The organism is Paenibacillus sp. W4I10 (assembly GCF_030816325.1).
GTDB lineage: Bacteria > Bacillota > Bacilli > Paenibacillales > Paenibacillaceae > Paenibacillus > Paenibacillus amylolyticus_B.
Window position 1 is genome coordinate 5,819,270 of record NZ_JAUSXX010000001.1, and the last position, 15,297, is coordinate 5,834,566.

The window sequence follows — 15,297 nt, forward strand, 5'->3', positions numbered from 1 at the left end:
TATATTCCATAGAGTCAGCAGAAGCAGGAAGCTGCGTAGTAGATTCCATAGTCACAGCCGCATTGTTGCTGCTCGGTGATTGGGCATCAGGAGATTCCTGCCTAGCAGGAGTAAATCTGACAGTACGCTCAGTATGTTGTGCTTAGGACATTCCAGTATACTAACAAGTTATGGGTGCCGGGCATATGATATGCTGATCGCTGCAACAAATGTGGAGGTAAAGAATATATGGATACTGATCTGACGAATCAGGTGAACCAGGCGTTAAGCACCAACGGCTTGGTCTCAATCATCGTCTCCCTGTTATGTATAGCGTTGTCTTGGTGGGCTTTGACAAATCTCAAACTGGATTTAATCATCAGGCAACCACGAGGTGCTCAGGGAAGACTGTTGCATTTGTTGCTCGCCATCATTTTGGGGCATGCCGTTGCTGGCTTTGTCATTGACTACTTGTCCTGGACTCAAATGTTGCGTAATTTGTTTTAATGTTGAGATGGTTGGTTAATCATCTGTTAGGTTCTTCAAGCTGCTCATTGTCGAATAACATCGATTAATTGTGTTAACAATTAGAGTATGAGTTGTCGGTAAAGAAATTAAGAAAAAAATGTGACGTAAAATTGGATGAATTTGAGATGTTTTATGTAAAAATGCTTGTATCGTACAATTCAACAATGTTATGATGGAAGTTAGGGAATTCACAATTGTTCACTTATTTTGTAGTTATAAACGGGATATCCGGTTCATGCCGGCTAATAACCATCCCACTCTGTCTGTTCTGATGCTCTGCTGGCTTGTAAGACAATCATTTTACATGCTGAATAGCAAGATGCACGGCACATGGTATCATTGATATGGATTATAAAAACCAATTCTTTTCTGAACAGACATCTGTGGCAACATGCCAGAATATGTCGAAATTCCACACACAGCAACAGTCCTTTCTAGCATAGTGGGGCTTACGTATTCCGGAATGAAGAAAAGGGAATAAAAGCGCGGAGGGAACCATGATGAGCAAATTTATCGTCCGCGGTGGCAAAAGGTTGACCGGAAGTGTCAAAGTTAGCGGCGCTAAAAATTCTGTTCTTCCGATCATCGCTGCCTCTCTCTTAGGGGAAGAAGGACAAAGCGTTATTATTGACGCGCCTCCTCTAGACGATGTGATGACGATTAACAAGGTGTTGGAATCGCTGGGAGCGGGAGTTACATACCGGGACGAAGTGATTACCGTAAATGCGGAGAAACTTACTTCCTGTGAAGCCCCGTATGAATGGGTAAGTAAAATGCGGGCGTCTTTCCTGGTCATGGGGCCTTTGTTGACTCGAATGGGTCATACAAGAATCTCACTTCCTGGTGGATGTGCCATCGGTACACGGCCTATTGATCAGCATTTGAAAGGTTTTGAAGCCATGGGCGCAGAGATCAGCTTGGGCCAAGGTTATATCGAAGCTCGTAGCCAAGGACGGTTGCGTGGCGCGAAAATTTATCTGGATGTGGCTTCCGTAGGTGCCACTCAAAATATTATGATGGCTGCAACATTAGCCGAAGGTGTAACTGTTCTGGAGAACGCGGCGAAAGAACCTGAGATTGTGGATCTTGCCAACTTCCTGAATGGAATGGGTGCCATCGTACGTGGTGCTGGTACTGGAGTGATCCGCATTGAAGGTGTGGAGAAACTGACAGGTGTTACACACACCGTTATTCCGGATCGGGTAGAAGCTGGTACGTATATGGCTGCTGCTGCAATTTCTGGTGGTGACGTGTACATTGAAGGTGCAATCTCTGATCATTTAGGCTCCGTTATTGCGAAGCTTGAAGAGATGGGTGTTACAATCCAACCGGATGAGAATGGCGTGCGTGTAATCGCAGATCGTCCTCTTAAGGCTGTGGATGTGAAAACATTACCATACCCAGGATTCCCGACAGATATGCAATCCCAGATGATGGCACTCTTGCTCGCATCTGAAGGAACAAGTGTCGTGACAGAGACTGTTTTTGAAAACCGATTCATGCATGTGGATGAGTTCCAATTGATGAATGCGGAGATCAAAGTTGAAGGACGTTCGTCCATCATCACAGGTAATGCCAAACTGAAGGGTGCCAAAGTAACGGCTACCGATTTGCGTGCGGGTGCCGCACTCATTATTGCAGGTCTTGTTGCTGAAGGTACAACGGAAGTGGGAGGTGTTCATCACATCGACCGTGGCTATGTACATCTCGCTGAGAAGCTTAACGGACTTGGCGCTGACATCTATCGGATCTCGGTTGATGAGCCTAAGCTGGAAGCAACCAAAGCACCTAGTGAAAAAGTGGAGAAAGAAGTACCGATGTTTAAGGTACAACCAACTTTGGCTTAACACTGGATTGAATAGAAAAAATATGGTCCCCCTATTATGAGTCACACGGTTGTGTGGATTATGAATGCGATGGAACGTATATTGTAAAAAATGATAAAGCTAAGCCATCTGGCTTGGCTTTTTTTGTGTTTACTTTTAAGAAGACAACGAGATATTTGATACCTGATTCTATTAATAGCTGGTCCTAACTTGTATAGCATAACATCGTATTCTGTATCCATCTTGAACCAGATGAAAGAGCGTACTTTATATAGGGTGTCGGGTCCAGCTAAACACCGGTATTCAGCGACAGATCAACGTTTCTAAGATGTACATAGCAAAAGAAAATAGGAAATTGAACAGAACAAAAAGGGTCTCGTTTCTCTTAAATCAGGTTCTATCAGATCAAGCCAGCTCATAACCTAAACTATGGATTTGAACAACACGACCGGCACATGACCGGCCATAGATAACGGAGGGTTATATTCGAATGAAAGAAGCTCGTGTACAGGTAAAGGTACCCCTTGTCCCTCGTCCAGGTATGCAAGAGCCGGAGGGAAATACCGTTTCTGGAGTGGAAAAAGACAAGCCTGCCCCATCGAACCTGAGGACTGTTCCATCACAGCCTGCAAGATTATCCAATCCAGGACGGGTGTCGACAGATGAACTGAACCGGAAGACAACCGAGCATATTCATATACCTGTTATTGAGCTGGACCAGTTCCGCCGAGTGAAGCGTCGCCGAATGCGGACATTTGGACGAAAGCCCCGATGGGGACGCAACTCGACACGATGGCAACCTGCTGCCGCTGTATCTACCTTATTGGCAATGGCGTTGCTGATTCCGGTAATTCTGGTATGGCCGCGGGAGAGCGAATCGGTTAAGTCAACCCCTGTTCGAGCAGATGCCAACATTACACGAACCCCAGCTCCTACGCCAGCAGTCCCTGTTACCTACCCTGAACCCAAAGTACGCGTATACCTGTCTGCAACAGGGACAACGATGAATCTGCCATTGGAAGACTATGTTACAGGGGTAGTGGCAGCAGAGATGCCGGCGGAATTCAGACTGGAGGCGTTAAAGGCGCAGGCAATAGCAGCTCGTACATTTATCGTGCGTAGGTTAGCTGCGAGTGATACAAGCGGTGTTCCATCAGGTGCGGCGGATGTGACGGATACGGTCAGCCATCAGGTGTTTATTCCGCCAGACCAGGTGAAGGCGGATTGGACGCGTCTAGGGAAGGCGAAGGAATGGGAGAAGCTGCAACAGGCTGTCCGCGAAAGTCGAGATACGGTGATGACATATCAGGGTAAAGCAATCACCGCATCCTTTTTTTCCACAAGTAATGGGTATACCGAGAATGCCGAGGATGTATGGGGGAACGCTGTGCCGTATCTGCAAAGTGTGGACAGTCCATGGGATAAAAGTCTGGCTCCGGGCTTCAAACAGACCGTTACGATGAAACGTAGCGAGATTCTGCAGAAATTGAATCTGGATGCCATTACGGTTACTGCTCAGAAGGATGGATCGTGGATGGAAGTATTGTCTACAACCAAAGGGCATCGAATTAAGGAAATGCAGATCGCAGGTGAAACATTCAATGGTCCTGAAGTTCGCAAGCTGCTTGGATTAAGATCCAGCCAATTCAGTTGGAAGACCACAGGTGACGAGGTCCAGATTACAACGTACGGGTACGGGCATGGGGTTGGCATGAGCCAATGGGGAGCAAACGGCATGGCGCAGGAGGGACACACGGCCACCCAGATTCTCAAACACTACTATACCGGCATTTCATTCGGACAGGCATCCAAGATGCTTGCATCGAAGTAGGCGAGATGAACAGGAATGGCAAATAAATTCGAACGGATACGCTAACGAATCTCAGACGCGTGGTTTCTCAGTCACATCCTATATCATTTTCGGTTTCTCTACCAACCACCCATTCCGGAGCTTTCGAGACTCGGCTATATATGCGGAGAGTGCTAGCGTATGCAGAGCGCAGGGGACAGAAAAGACCTGTAAAAGCAAAGCGTCCGCCTTTACTACCGGATTTCACCTTTGAAGAAGGTGATAGAAGAAATCTGGTAGTAACCAGCGGTCGAAAGGTTTTCTGGCCCCGAAGCGGCGCACGTACCAACACTCATCCCCAACATATATAGCACTCTCTGAAACCTCCTTGAAAATAATTAGAGTCGCGCGTGTATAAAAGAGTTGCACCCGGTAACACTTGTTACTGAGGTGATTAACATGAATGAACAAAACAAAAAAACAATCCAAGAAGAAACTCCTAAAACAACTCAAGGAGTACCGGCTAGTCAGCCCTCTTCATGGAAAAGAGCAATGTCCAAACGCTGGGTCTTCCCGGCAGCCTACATCGCAGCAGCAGGCATTATACTAACCTTAGTGTGGGTCTATCAGGGCACAGGCGACAAAACGCTGAACTCGGACCCTGCTAGCGGGGTAGTAGAAACAGGCGCATCGGCGGGTACAGAAGGAACAGCGGTAGGCGGAGAAGAAGAAAGTGTGGAAGTTGTTGCAAAGTCGGAGAATTTTGTATGGCCGGTAGCGGTACCGTCCGAAATTTCGGTAGTAAAACCTTTCTATGATAGCGAAGCTTCAACCGAGGAACATGAAGCGGCAATGGTGCAGTACAATGATACATTCATCCCGAACACGGGTGTGGATCTGGCACGTGGGGATAATAAAACGTTTGAAGTCAAAGCAGCGCTTGCCGGTAAAGTTACCCGGGTTGAGCAAAATCCGCTCACAGGTCAGGTTGTGGAAATCACACACAGCGATAACCTGAAGACGGTATACCAAAGCTTGGCAGACGTCAAAGTGAAACAGGACGACGAAGTAAAACAGGGAGATGCGATTGCATCCGCTGGCGTCAATGAATTGGGCAAAACGCTTGGCAATCACCTTCACTTTGAAGTGTACGAAGACGGACAGCCGGTTAACCCGCAAGGATATCTTCCGGAAAAATAAATGAATTTTACCGCAGCAACATGATGGGCAGAGGGTTGAACCTCTGCTCTTTTTGTGCTTTTCAGAAAATAATGGGACCTTCGAAGCTTGTCAGACCTCTAAACCGCGAATATATAGGCATGCTCCTCATATAATGTACCAAACTATCCACACAGTAGGGAGGCGGGAGCGTGCACGATTACATCAAGGAACGGACCATCAAAATTGGTCGCTGCATTGTTGAGACGAGGAATACGGTCCGTACCATAGCCAAAGAATTCGGCGTGTCAAAGAGTACTGTGCATAAGGATCTGACGGAGCGTCTGCCGGAAATCAACCCTGATCTTGCTGACCAGGTGAAACACATTTTGGAGTATCACAAGTCCATCCGCCATTTGCGGGGCGGTGAAGCGACCAAAATTAAATACAAAAAAACGAGTGGCAAGAAACGTGAGGTGTTGGCTTCCGCCAAATCGTAAGCATCTTCACAAAGACGTAGGCCAAAAAGCTCACACATGCATTGAATCCCTCCCCTGAAGTATGATATGTTAAAAGCTGGTACAGGATCGAATTATGACATCTTATCAGCCCGATTTTTACATATATATGTTGCACTTTGTCGAACGAGCGGTGACGTGATAAGGGACTCTTTTTCACAGGATACGCTGACCAAATAATATCACTTTGGGGGCTCTTTTATGTTTAGCAAGGATATCGGTATTGATCTTGGCACGGCCAACGTGCTTATTCACGTGAAAGGAAGTGGGGTTGTCCTCGATGAACCTTCCGTCGTGACCATTGAAAGAGATACGAAGCGTGTCCTTGCTGTTGGGGAAGAAGCGCGTCGTATGGTGGGGCGTACTCCAGGTAACATTGTTGCCATTAGACCGCTGCGTGACGGCGTTATTGCGGACTTCGAGATTACAGAAGCGATGCTCAGACATTTCATTAATCGTGTGGGTGCAAGAAGCTGGTACAGCCACCCTCGAATTTTGATTTGTGCACCAACGAACATAACTTCCGTGGAGCAGAAGGCCATCCGTGAGGCGGCAGAACGCAGCGGTGCCAAAGAAGTGTTTCTGGAAGAAGAGCCGAAAGCGGCAGCGATCGGTGCGGGAATGGATATTTTTCAGCCGAGCGGCAATATGGTCGTGGATATCGGCGGCGGTACGACTGACGTTGCAGTCCTGTCTATGGGCGACGTGGTCACCGCCTCTTCTATTAAAGTCGCAGGGGACAAGTTCGACGAAGCCATTATCAAGTTTATCAAAGCCAAGTACAAGCTCATGATCGGAGAACGGACCGCTGAAGATCTCAAAATTGCGATTGGTTCCGTGCATCCGGATGGAGGCCAAACGGAGATGGATATTCGCGGACGCGATATGGTATCCGGTCTGCCAGTTACCGTAACGGTATCGGGAAAAGAAGTACAGGAAGCACTCTGGGATTCTGTGCAATCTATCATCGTAGCAGCGAAGTCAGTATTGGAACGTACACCGCCTGAATTGTCAGCGGACATTATCGACCGTGGTGTTGTATTGACTGGCGGAGGTGCATTGCTGAACGGACTGGACGAGCTTTTGTCCAATGAATTGCATGTACCGGTATGGGTTGCGGAAGATCCAATGCACTGTGTCGTGAAGGGGACAGGTATTATGCTTAATAATTTGGATCAGGTGGTTAAGAAAAAGTTCTAATCTGCCGATATAAAAAGCAAAGGTTCGCCATGCTCGGAAAGCAGAACGGACAAGCAGCCAACCTGCGATGCAGTGCAAGCGCTTGAGGAGAGGGGTTAATACATGTTAAGAGGTCTGTACACCGCTACTGCGGGAATGATTACGCAACAACGCCGCCATGACACAGCAACACAGAATATCGTAAATATGAACACCACGGGATACAAACAGGTCAACAGCGTAAGCCGTTCCTTCCCGGAAATGCTCATTACCTTGGTAGGCGGAGATGCAAATCTCCCGACAAAGCGGCTGGGCAAGCTGAACACGGGGGTGTTCGCGGAAGAGAGTTTGTCCATGAATTTGCAGGGGACCATTATGGAGACTGGGCAGAAAAATGATTTTTCCATTTCATCCAATATGACGGTCAATGATCCACAGACTGGACAACCTGTCCCGTTTGACGCATCAGGCAAATTTGTACGGGCCGACGGCACGGTGACTTACCAGCCTCAGGCGTATTTTACAGTTCAGGATGCAGAAGGTAACACCGGATATACACGCGATGGTCACTTCGAGATTACAGGAACCGGACAATTGCTGAGTTCAACAGGTTCACAAGTGTTGGATAATAATGGACAACCTATAGTGTTGACAGGTTCCGTAGAGCAATTTAAAGTGGATGAGCAAGGTCGTCTCGTGGATGCAGCAACGGGTGCACCAACAGGGGTTACTCTCGGCATTAGTGTCATTGACCAGCCGAATCAACTGGTTCGTCAAGGTAATGGCAATTTCAGTCTCAGCGATGCAAACGGGGCAACGTCACGGATGATGGCTGCCGGTGATAATGTGCAGATCCGTCAGGGTTACCTGGAAGGCTCGAATGTCGATGCCTCACAGGCAACGGTTGATATGAACGCAGCATTCCGTGCGTATGAAGCAAACCAGAAGATCGTACAATTCTACGACCGCAGTCTGGATAAAGCCGTCAATGAAGTCGGGCGTGTATAACGCCGACGTTTAAATATAACCGCGCAGCGGGAGGGTAAACCACTGATGAATAATTCCATGATTAGTGCCAAAGTTTCCATGACTGCCATACAGCAACGTCTGGATGTCATTGCCGATAATATTGCCAACGTGAATACGGCAGGCTATAAGAGTAAGCAAGCGGCTTTCGAGGATGTGCTCACACGGGTGCAACAACAACACGACAAGTACAAACTCGACGGACGTTCCACACCAATGGGGTATAATCTTGGGTTTGGTGCTCGTTTGGCGGATGTGACGAAGGATATGTCTCAAGGCACCTTGAACGAGACTGGCCTTCCGACCGATTTGGCCATTGAGGGAAATGCCATGTTTGCGGTTGAAGCGAATGGGGAAAAAATGTGGACACGTCAGGGTGCATTTCATTTTGTGCCCGATACAAGACCGAAGCCTACTCCGAATTCACCAGATATGATGGTCATGGTTAACGGCGAAGGTCACTTTGCCCTGGATCGTCTAGGAAACCGTATTACGGCACCGAACAATAGCAAAGTTGCTTTTGATGAAAATGGCAACCTGTTAATCCGACGCGGTAATGAGGCGAACGCAACCATTGGGGCACAACTGCAAGTGGTAGACATTGAACGCCCTGAAGGTCTGGTACAATATGCGGATAACCTCTTTGGCTTGGATGCGGGATTAACCGAGGATGATGTATTTGGCGCGAATGCAGCTACACGTCAAGCAGCTGCCTTGATCCGTCCAGGATATCTGGAGCAATCCAATGTGGATATGGCACAGGAGATGTCTTTGCTTATGCAAGGACAGCGGACATATCAGCTGGCGGCGAAGGCGCTAACTTCAAGTGATTCCATGTTGGGTCTTGCCAACAATATGAGAGCGTAAAAGGTGAATGTGATGACAGAAACACAGCAGCAGAACAGTAAGCCAGAGAAAAAGGAAGTCAAGAAGAAGAAGAGTGGATGGCGCATCGCAAGATGGTTCCTGGTTCCGGTCCTGCTTGTTCTTGCCCTTGCTGGCGGAATGGTAGCTGGATATGTGGTACTGGGCAAACAGGATATCGGTTCCGTATGGCAATGGAGTACATGGGAACATGTATATAATCTGGTGTTCGCTCCATAATGTAACGAGTTAAGCGAAAACTCCTGCGCAGGCAGGAGTTTTCTTTTTGACGTTGAAAACAGTATAATGATGGATGACGTTTGACGTCACAAAAGAGGCCTCCCCTGCGAAAGACATTCGTCATCGCGAAGAGAGACCCCTTATCTTAACCTTCACTACTGCAGTCATGAAGGATATAACTAGTGTTAACCGAAAATATGCTTTCCATACAAAATTTAAAATTAAAACCCATTTATATGAGCTTCGACTTTGTCATGTGAGGGTTGACCTTGCAGCACGAAGTAAGTGGAGGGAACGGAATCGTTCGAAAGAAGCGAAGCGCTCGCCTAAAAAGCTTTCTGTAAAGAAAGCTGCTTCGAAAGCATAAGCTGTTTCCTAATGTTATCCATCTGAAAATAATTCAGAAACATTAGGAAACAACAGCGATCGAAAGAACGATCCGTAACCGTAACGGTCACCTATGCGCACATGAAAAACCCATGATGAAGAACGCTCATATAAACATCCTGAGAGGAGATTACACTGTGCTCGATATCAAACAGATTCAAGAAATTATCCCGCATCGTCCGCCGTTCCTGTTGGTGGACAGAATTTTGGAGATGGAAGATGGCAAACGTGCTGTTGGTTTGAAAAATGTAACGATTAATGAACCATTCTTTATCGGTCATTTCCCTGAGTATCCGGTAATGCCGGGTGTTTTGATCACCGAAGCATTGGCACAGGTTGGTGCAGCGGCAATGTTGAACCTGGAAGCGAATAAAGGCAAGATCGGCTTTTTGGCGGGACTGGACAACTTCCGATTCCGTGGACAAGTTGTGCCCGGAGATACGTTGATTCTGGAAGTGGAGATTACACGTCTGAAGGGTTCTATTGGTAAAGGTAAAGCAACTGCCCGAGTGAACGACAAAGTGGTCGCTGAAGGCGAGATTATGTTTGCACTGTCTGACCCAAGCTGATTACTTACGTGAGCATCTACATCATGCAGGGAAGTAGACGGACCGAATGATGCAAGATGCTGAAGTAACTCAGCACACCTGAATTTATATAGACGGAAGGGGTTTATCGGAATGGAACAGTTAAGCACAGCAGCAGCAGAGACGTTGCAGCAATGGTTGGAGGATGCTTCGATTGATGAAGTAACGAAACAGGAGCTTCGTGACTTGCAGGATCAGCCGAAAGAGCTGGAGGAACGTTTATACAGAAACCTGGAGTTCGGTACAGGGGGATTGCGCGGGGTCATTGGTGCGGGAAGCAACCGGATGAACCGTTACACCGTAGGTCGGGCAACGCAAGGATTTGCGCGTTATTTGCTTGAGCAACATGGGGATCAAGAAGGCAAACCTTCTGTTGTCATTGCTCATGATTCCCGTCATTTCTCACCTGAATTCACACTGGATGCTGCGCTTGTACTGGCTGGAAACGGCATTGTAGCCAAGCTGTTCCCATCCCTGCGTTCAACTCCTGAGTTGTCATTCGCGGTGCGTCATCAGAAGGCAACTGGCGGAATCGTTGTAACAGCGAGTCATAACCCACCGGAATACAACGGATACAAAGTCTACAATCATGAGGGCGGTCAATTGGTACCGGCTGAAGCGGAAAAAGTCATTCAGTACATCCAGGAAGTACCTTCCCTTGCTGACGTGAAGAAGCTGACGCAAGAAGAAGCAGAAGCGCAGGGGCTCCTGATCTGGTTGGATGAAGACCAAGATCAAGCGTTTGTGGATACCGTAGCAAGCCGCAGTCTGAGCCGCGAACTGATCCAATCTGGCATAGGTCGTGATTTCAAAATCGTTTACACACCGCTGCACGGAACAGGCAACATCCCTGTACGTCGCGTACTGGAGCAGATCGGATTCGAGCAAGTGCACATTGTGGCTGAACAAGAACAGCCGGATGCTGAGTTCTCTACCGTGAAATCCCCTAACCCGGAAGAACGCGAAGCGTTTACGCTTGCAATGAAGTTGGGGGAATCCGTGGGCGCCGACATTCTGATTGGAACAGATCCAGATGCAGACCGTATGGGTGCTGTCGTGAAAGACAACGATGGCAAATATTTCGTCTTGTCTGGAAACCAGTCTGGTGCCATTATGGTACATTACCTGCTCAGTCGCCTCCAAGAGACAGGAACATTGCCAAGTAACGGTGCAGTTGTCAAAACGATCGTAACAAGTGAGATGGGTGCTGTCATTGCTGAACATTACGGTGCAGAAGTGATGAACACACTGACGGGCTTCAAATATATCGGTGAAAAAATGAATCAGTTCGAAACAACAGGCAGTCATACATTCTTGTTCGGATATGAAGAGAGTTATGGCTACCTTTCGGGTAACTATGCCCGTGACAAGGATGCTGTCCTTGCCTCGATGCTGATTGCTGAAGCAGCTGCGTATTATAAGAGTCAAGGCAAAACGCTGTATGATGTCTTGCAAGAGCTGTACAACCAATTCGGATACTTCTTGGAGAAGCTGGAGTCCCGTACGCTGAAAGGCAAAGACGGCGTAGCTCAGATTCAAGCCAAAATGACGGACTGGCGTTCCAATCCGCCACAAGAAGTAGCGGGAATTGCTGTACAAGATGTACTGGACTACTCCCTTGGTCTGGACGGTCTTCCGAAGGAGAACGTACTGAAGTTTATTTTGGCAGACGGTTCATGGTTCTGCTTGCGTCCTTCAGGAACAGAACCGAAGATCAAAGTATACTTCGCCGTTCGTGGAGAGAGTTTGGAAGATGCAGAAAGCCGGATCAAGCGTCTGGTGACCAACGTAATGTCGCGTGTAGATGCACAATAATACGAATGCAACAATGAGCAAGAACATGAGAAGGCCTCTCCGCACCGTAAGGTTGGTTGGCGGAGGGGTTTTTCTTTGAAATAATAGTATAGATGGATCTAGCATATAAGAAGGCTTGTTGACACAAGCTGTTTGTAACCTATTGTATGAATGTTAAATGAACGAATTACTTGAGCTGAACGTGCATTTGGTTCCAACACTTGAGGAGGTACATGTAGTGCGTCAAAAATGGCTTTATTGGAATAACGCTTCTCGGAAGTGGTTGTGGCTCGTCGTTATTATCGGTCTGGTTGCGTCCATCCCTGTAATCAGTGATCGGGTGCAGACAGAATCTTCTGCCAAAAAGGTGGAGCTTGTCTTCAACTATCGGGGTCTGCTGGATATTTCCGCTTATCAGGCACATCCGCAAGATTTCATGAATGAACAATTGACTCGTCTGAAAGACGCAGGCGTAACGACTATGGCTGTGTTCGAAAGTACATTGGACGAGTTGAGAAAGACACGCCGACTAATGGTGTATAACGGCCAGGATCTCGCAAACCTGACTAAAGATGTGATTCCTTCTAATGCAAATTACACGTATGTGTTATTTACATCGGAGGAAAACGCACAGACGTACACCCCTATTATTGAACAAACGTTCGCTGATCGGCAGATCCCAGTGGTTCCATGGGAATATGAAGGTCGTAGCGGCTTAATATTGCAGACTCCTCCGGAGAATGCCAACATGCAACCATTGCAGCCTGATCCGGTAGCCGTGAAGATGCTGCGTGATAAAGGTTTCTACATTTTGCCACGGATTTCAGACAGTGTGCCTTACAGCCAGGAATCGATGGAGCGCTTGCTTACTTTCTTCGAAGAGAATGGCGTGAAGCGTATCTTGTTTGATGGTGATGCTGTGAAAGGGTACAATGATAATGAAGAGATGAAAAGTCTCGACCAGTTCGCACAGTTGCTGAACAAGCACAATATTGGTCTTGCAGCCATCGAGAATTTGAAGAAACCACAGTCTGGATTCCAGACTCTTGCGTATAAAACGGATTACAACGTTACGCGTCTGTACTCGCTTAGTGACGGTGATGCCAACTTGGACGTCGATGTCATTGCTGACCGTTTTGTTCTGGCAACCAAGGATCGCAACATTCGTATGCTCTATATGAATGCATCGCCAAGCCGGAATACAGCCAAGGCCATGATTACAGATCCAATTGAGAATCTGATCAACAGCCTGGGTGAACCGGGTCATGCGGTAGAACGCATGGCGAAGCATGGATTTGAACTTGGACAAGCTGAAGCATTCACAGTTAAGGATTCTTCGATTCAGCGTTATGCCAAGCTGGTTGCTCTCGTTGGTGCAATTGCCATGATTGCACTTATGGTTTCTTATTTTATCCCACTACTGACATTGATCACATTTGTAGTTGCTCTGGTGGGCAGTGCCGGATTGTTCCTTTTGAAACCAACACTGCTGGAGCAAGGAATTGCCTTGCTTGTGGCGATAGCTGCGCCGACCATAGCGATGGTGCTGGCTGTTCGTACAGTGAACTATCAGCAACAGCGTCAACCAGACGCATCAGCGGGTCGCCGTTTGAAGCAAACGTTAGTGTTATATGTAAGAACTTCGATTCTGTCATTCCTGGCGGTACCTTTTGTCATCGCATTGCTTAACAGTATTACGTACAGTCTGGTGATTAACCAGTTCCGCGGCGTGAGTCTGTTGCACTTTGCACCTATGGCACTGGTAGCGATATATATTGTGTTTTATCGTGGCTCGGGTTCGTTCTCTATTAAGAAAATTAAAGAAATGCTTCGTATGCCAATTAATGTGTTAATGGTTGTTTTGGCGCTTGTTGCTGCCGTTGTTGGGTACTATTACTTGAGCCGTACAGGCAACTCGGGTTCAGTAACACCATTCGAGATGTTCCTTCGTACCACGTTGGAAGATACGTTCGGTGTGCGGCCGAGATTCAAAGAATTTATGCTGGGACACCCGCTGTTTATCGTTGGCGTGTTCGCCGCTTTAAAATATCGTAAAGTCATCTTTGTACTCATTATTGCAGCGATTGGACAGTTGTCCATGGTGGATACGTTTGCGCATATCCATACGCCGGCTGTATTGTCACTAATTCGTGGAGTGATGGGATTGGGACTTGGCTTAATCTTCGGTATCATTGCTGTGGGTGTGTGGCAAGTAGCGGAAGGATGTTGGAAAAAATGGTCACCACTTCTCAAAAGTTAGTCATCTCGGGGTATTACGGATTCCGCAACAGCGGAGACGAAGCGGTGCTGAAGTCGATTTTGACAGCGCTGGAAGAGGAAAGCCAAAGGTCGAACATAACCATTGAACCTATTGTTCTCTCGGGTGATCCCGAGTCGACAACCGCCATGTACGGTGTGCGCTCCGTGCATCGTATGAAATTGAAGGAAGTCCGTGAAGCACTCAAGGAGAGCGACGGGTTAATCAGTGGTGGAGGAAGTCTATTGCAGGATGCAACTGGACTGAAATCCATTCCTTATTATCTAGGTGTAATCAAGCTGGCCCAGTGGCTGAAAAAACCAACGTTTATCTATGCACAGGGGATTGGTCCTGTGAATCGTAAAATTTTCAATCCGATGATCAAATCAGTCTTTAAAGCTTGCACCTATGTGTCCGTTAGGGATGAACAATCTGCGGACTATCTGCGTGGGCTCGGGCTGCAGTGGAATCAGATCCATGTTGTACCCGACCCAGTAATGGGCTTGCCATTACCTGAAACAAAAGTTAAGAGTGGGGCGGGGGCTGTCTCAGCAAATGCTGCTACTCAAGCTAATCGAGTGGAACCTTCAACTGGAGGACATACCAAGCTTCCTGTGATCGGCGTATCGGTACGTTTTTGGGAGTCAGACCGGAAGGAACTTACGGCTATTGCAGCAGGATTGAAAAAGCTGTGCTCCAAAAGAGCGGTGCACTTGCGTTTTCTGCCATTTCATTTGCCGGTTGATGAACAGGCATCACGATTCCTTATGGAAATGCTCGGTGATGTGACCAGCAAAGGGAGTGAGATTAGCATCACACAGGACCTGACCGACCCTCAGCTTATGCTGGAGGAAGTCAGCAACTGTGATCTCGTCATCGGTATGCGTCTGCACAGTCTGATCTATGCAGCTTCGCAATATGTGCCTCCGGTGGGTATTTCGTATGATCCGAAAATCGATCAATTCCTGCTTCGTCTGGATAGTGAACCAGCAGGGGATACGAGCTCACTCGATGGCGACAAACTCGCCAAGACTGTTGTTGGATTGCTGGATCAACGTTCACAGTGGTTGAAGGAACATGAAGAAGGCATCACCGAACTGAAGCAGGAAGCTAGAGTGCCTGCACAGCAGATTATTAACTATTTAGGCCGCAAAGGATGAGATAA

General features: G+C 47.5%; 13 protein-coding genes. All 13 read left to right on the plus strand.

Annotation, left to right across the window (positions count from 1 at the left end; all coding sequences use genetic code 11):
- The first annotated feature begins 228 nt into the window (after nt 1-228).
- The 13 genes from QF049_RS26140 to csaB all read left to right on the plus strand — a co-directional run bounded on the left by QF049_RS26140 (nt 229) and on the right by csaB (nt 15,292).
- Nucleotides 229-486, plus strand: a complete 258-nt coding sequence (locus QF049_RS26140) for a DUF1146 family protein (RefSeq protein WP_017691941.1) — start codon at nt 229-231, stop codon at nt 484-486.
- 521 nt (nt 487-1,007) lie between these two features.
- Nucleotides 1,008-2,354 (plus strand): UDP-N-acetylglucosamine 1-carboxyvinyltransferase, encoded by a 1,347-nt coding sequence (murA, locus tag QF049_RS26145; protein WP_082762960.1) that lies wholly within the window; start codon nt 1,008-1,010, stop codon nt 2,352-2,354.
- Nucleotides 2,355-2,823: 469 nt separating this feature from the next.
- The gene (gene spoIID / locus QF049_RS26150; protein ID WP_307541745.1) at nt 2,824-4,164 is read left to right on the plus strand and encodes a stage II sporulation protein D; all 1,341 of its coding nucleotides are present in this window, start codon (nt 2,824-2,826) and stop codon (nt 4,162-4,164) included.
- Between the two features lie 417 nt (nt 4,165-4,581).
- On the plus strand, nt 4,582-5,322 hold the full coding sequence (locus tag QF049_RS26155; protein WP_100528404.1) for a M23 family metallopeptidase: 741 nt from the start codon (nt 4,582-4,584) through the stop codon (nt 5,320-5,322).
- Nucleotides 5,323-5,492: 170 nt separating this feature from the next.
- Nucleotides 5,493-5,780: a sporulation transcriptional regulator SpoIIID gene (gene spoIIID, locus QF049_RS26160; RefSeq protein ID WP_024632710.1), complete on the plus strand. Its 288-nt coding sequence runs from the start codon at nt 5,493-5,495 to the stop codon at nt 5,778-5,780.
- A 219-nt stretch (nt 5,781-5,999) separates the two neighbouring features.
- Nucleotides 6,000-6,998 (plus strand): rod shape-determining protein, encoded by a 999-nt coding sequence (mreB, locus tag QF049_RS26165; RefSeq protein ID WP_076209800.1) that lies wholly within the window; start codon nt 6,000-6,002, stop codon nt 6,996-6,998.
- 102 nt (nt 6,999-7,100) lie between these two features.
- Nucleotides 7,101-7,985: a flagellar hook-basal body protein gene (locus tag QF049_RS26170; RefSeq protein ID WP_307541748.1), complete on the plus strand. Its 885-nt coding sequence runs from the start codon at nt 7,101-7,103 to the stop codon at nt 7,983-7,985.
- A 45-nt stretch (nt 7,986-8,030) separates the two neighbouring features.
- The gene (locus QF049_RS26175) at nt 8,031-8,870 is read left to right on the plus strand and encodes a flagellar hook-basal body protein (RefSeq protein ID WP_150365854.1); all 840 of its coding nucleotides are present in this window, start codon (nt 8,031-8,033) and stop codon (nt 8,868-8,870) included.
- Nucleotides 8,871-8,882: 12 nt separating this feature from the next.
- Nucleotides 8,883-9,107: a DNA-directed RNA polymerase subunit beta gene (locus QF049_RS26180; RefSeq protein ID WP_017691949.1), complete on the plus strand. Its 225-nt coding sequence runs from the start codon at nt 8,883-8,885 to the stop codon at nt 9,105-9,107.
- A 524-nt stretch (nt 9,108-9,631) separates the two neighbouring features.
- Nucleotides 9,632-10,063, plus strand: coding sequence for a 3-hydroxyacyl-ACP dehydratase FabZ (gene fabZ, locus QF049_RS26185; protein WP_062836974.1), 432 nt, complete (start codon nt 9,632-9,634; stop codon nt 10,061-10,063).
- A gap of 111 nt (nt 10,064-10,174) precedes the next feature.
- Nucleotides 10,175-11,896 (plus strand): phospho-sugar mutase, encoded by a 1,722-nt coding sequence (locus QF049_RS26190; protein ID WP_307541751.1) that lies wholly within the window; start codon nt 10,175-10,177, stop codon nt 11,894-11,896.
- 217 nt (nt 11,897-12,113) lie between these two features.
- Nucleotides 12,114-14,135 (plus strand): DUF5693 family protein, encoded by a 2,022-nt coding sequence (locus tag QF049_RS26195; RefSeq protein WP_307541753.1) that lies wholly within the window; start codon nt 12,114-12,116, stop codon nt 14,133-14,135.
- The gene (gene csaB, locus QF049_RS26200; protein ID WP_307541755.1) at nt 14,111-15,292 is read left to right on the plus strand and encodes a polysaccharide pyruvyl transferase CsaB; all 1,182 of its coding nucleotides are present in this window, start codon (nt 14,111-14,113) and stop codon (nt 15,290-15,292) included. Before QF049_RS26195 ends, csaB begins: the two co-directional genes overlap by 25 nt.
- Nucleotides 15,293-15,297 lie beyond the last annotated feature (5 nt).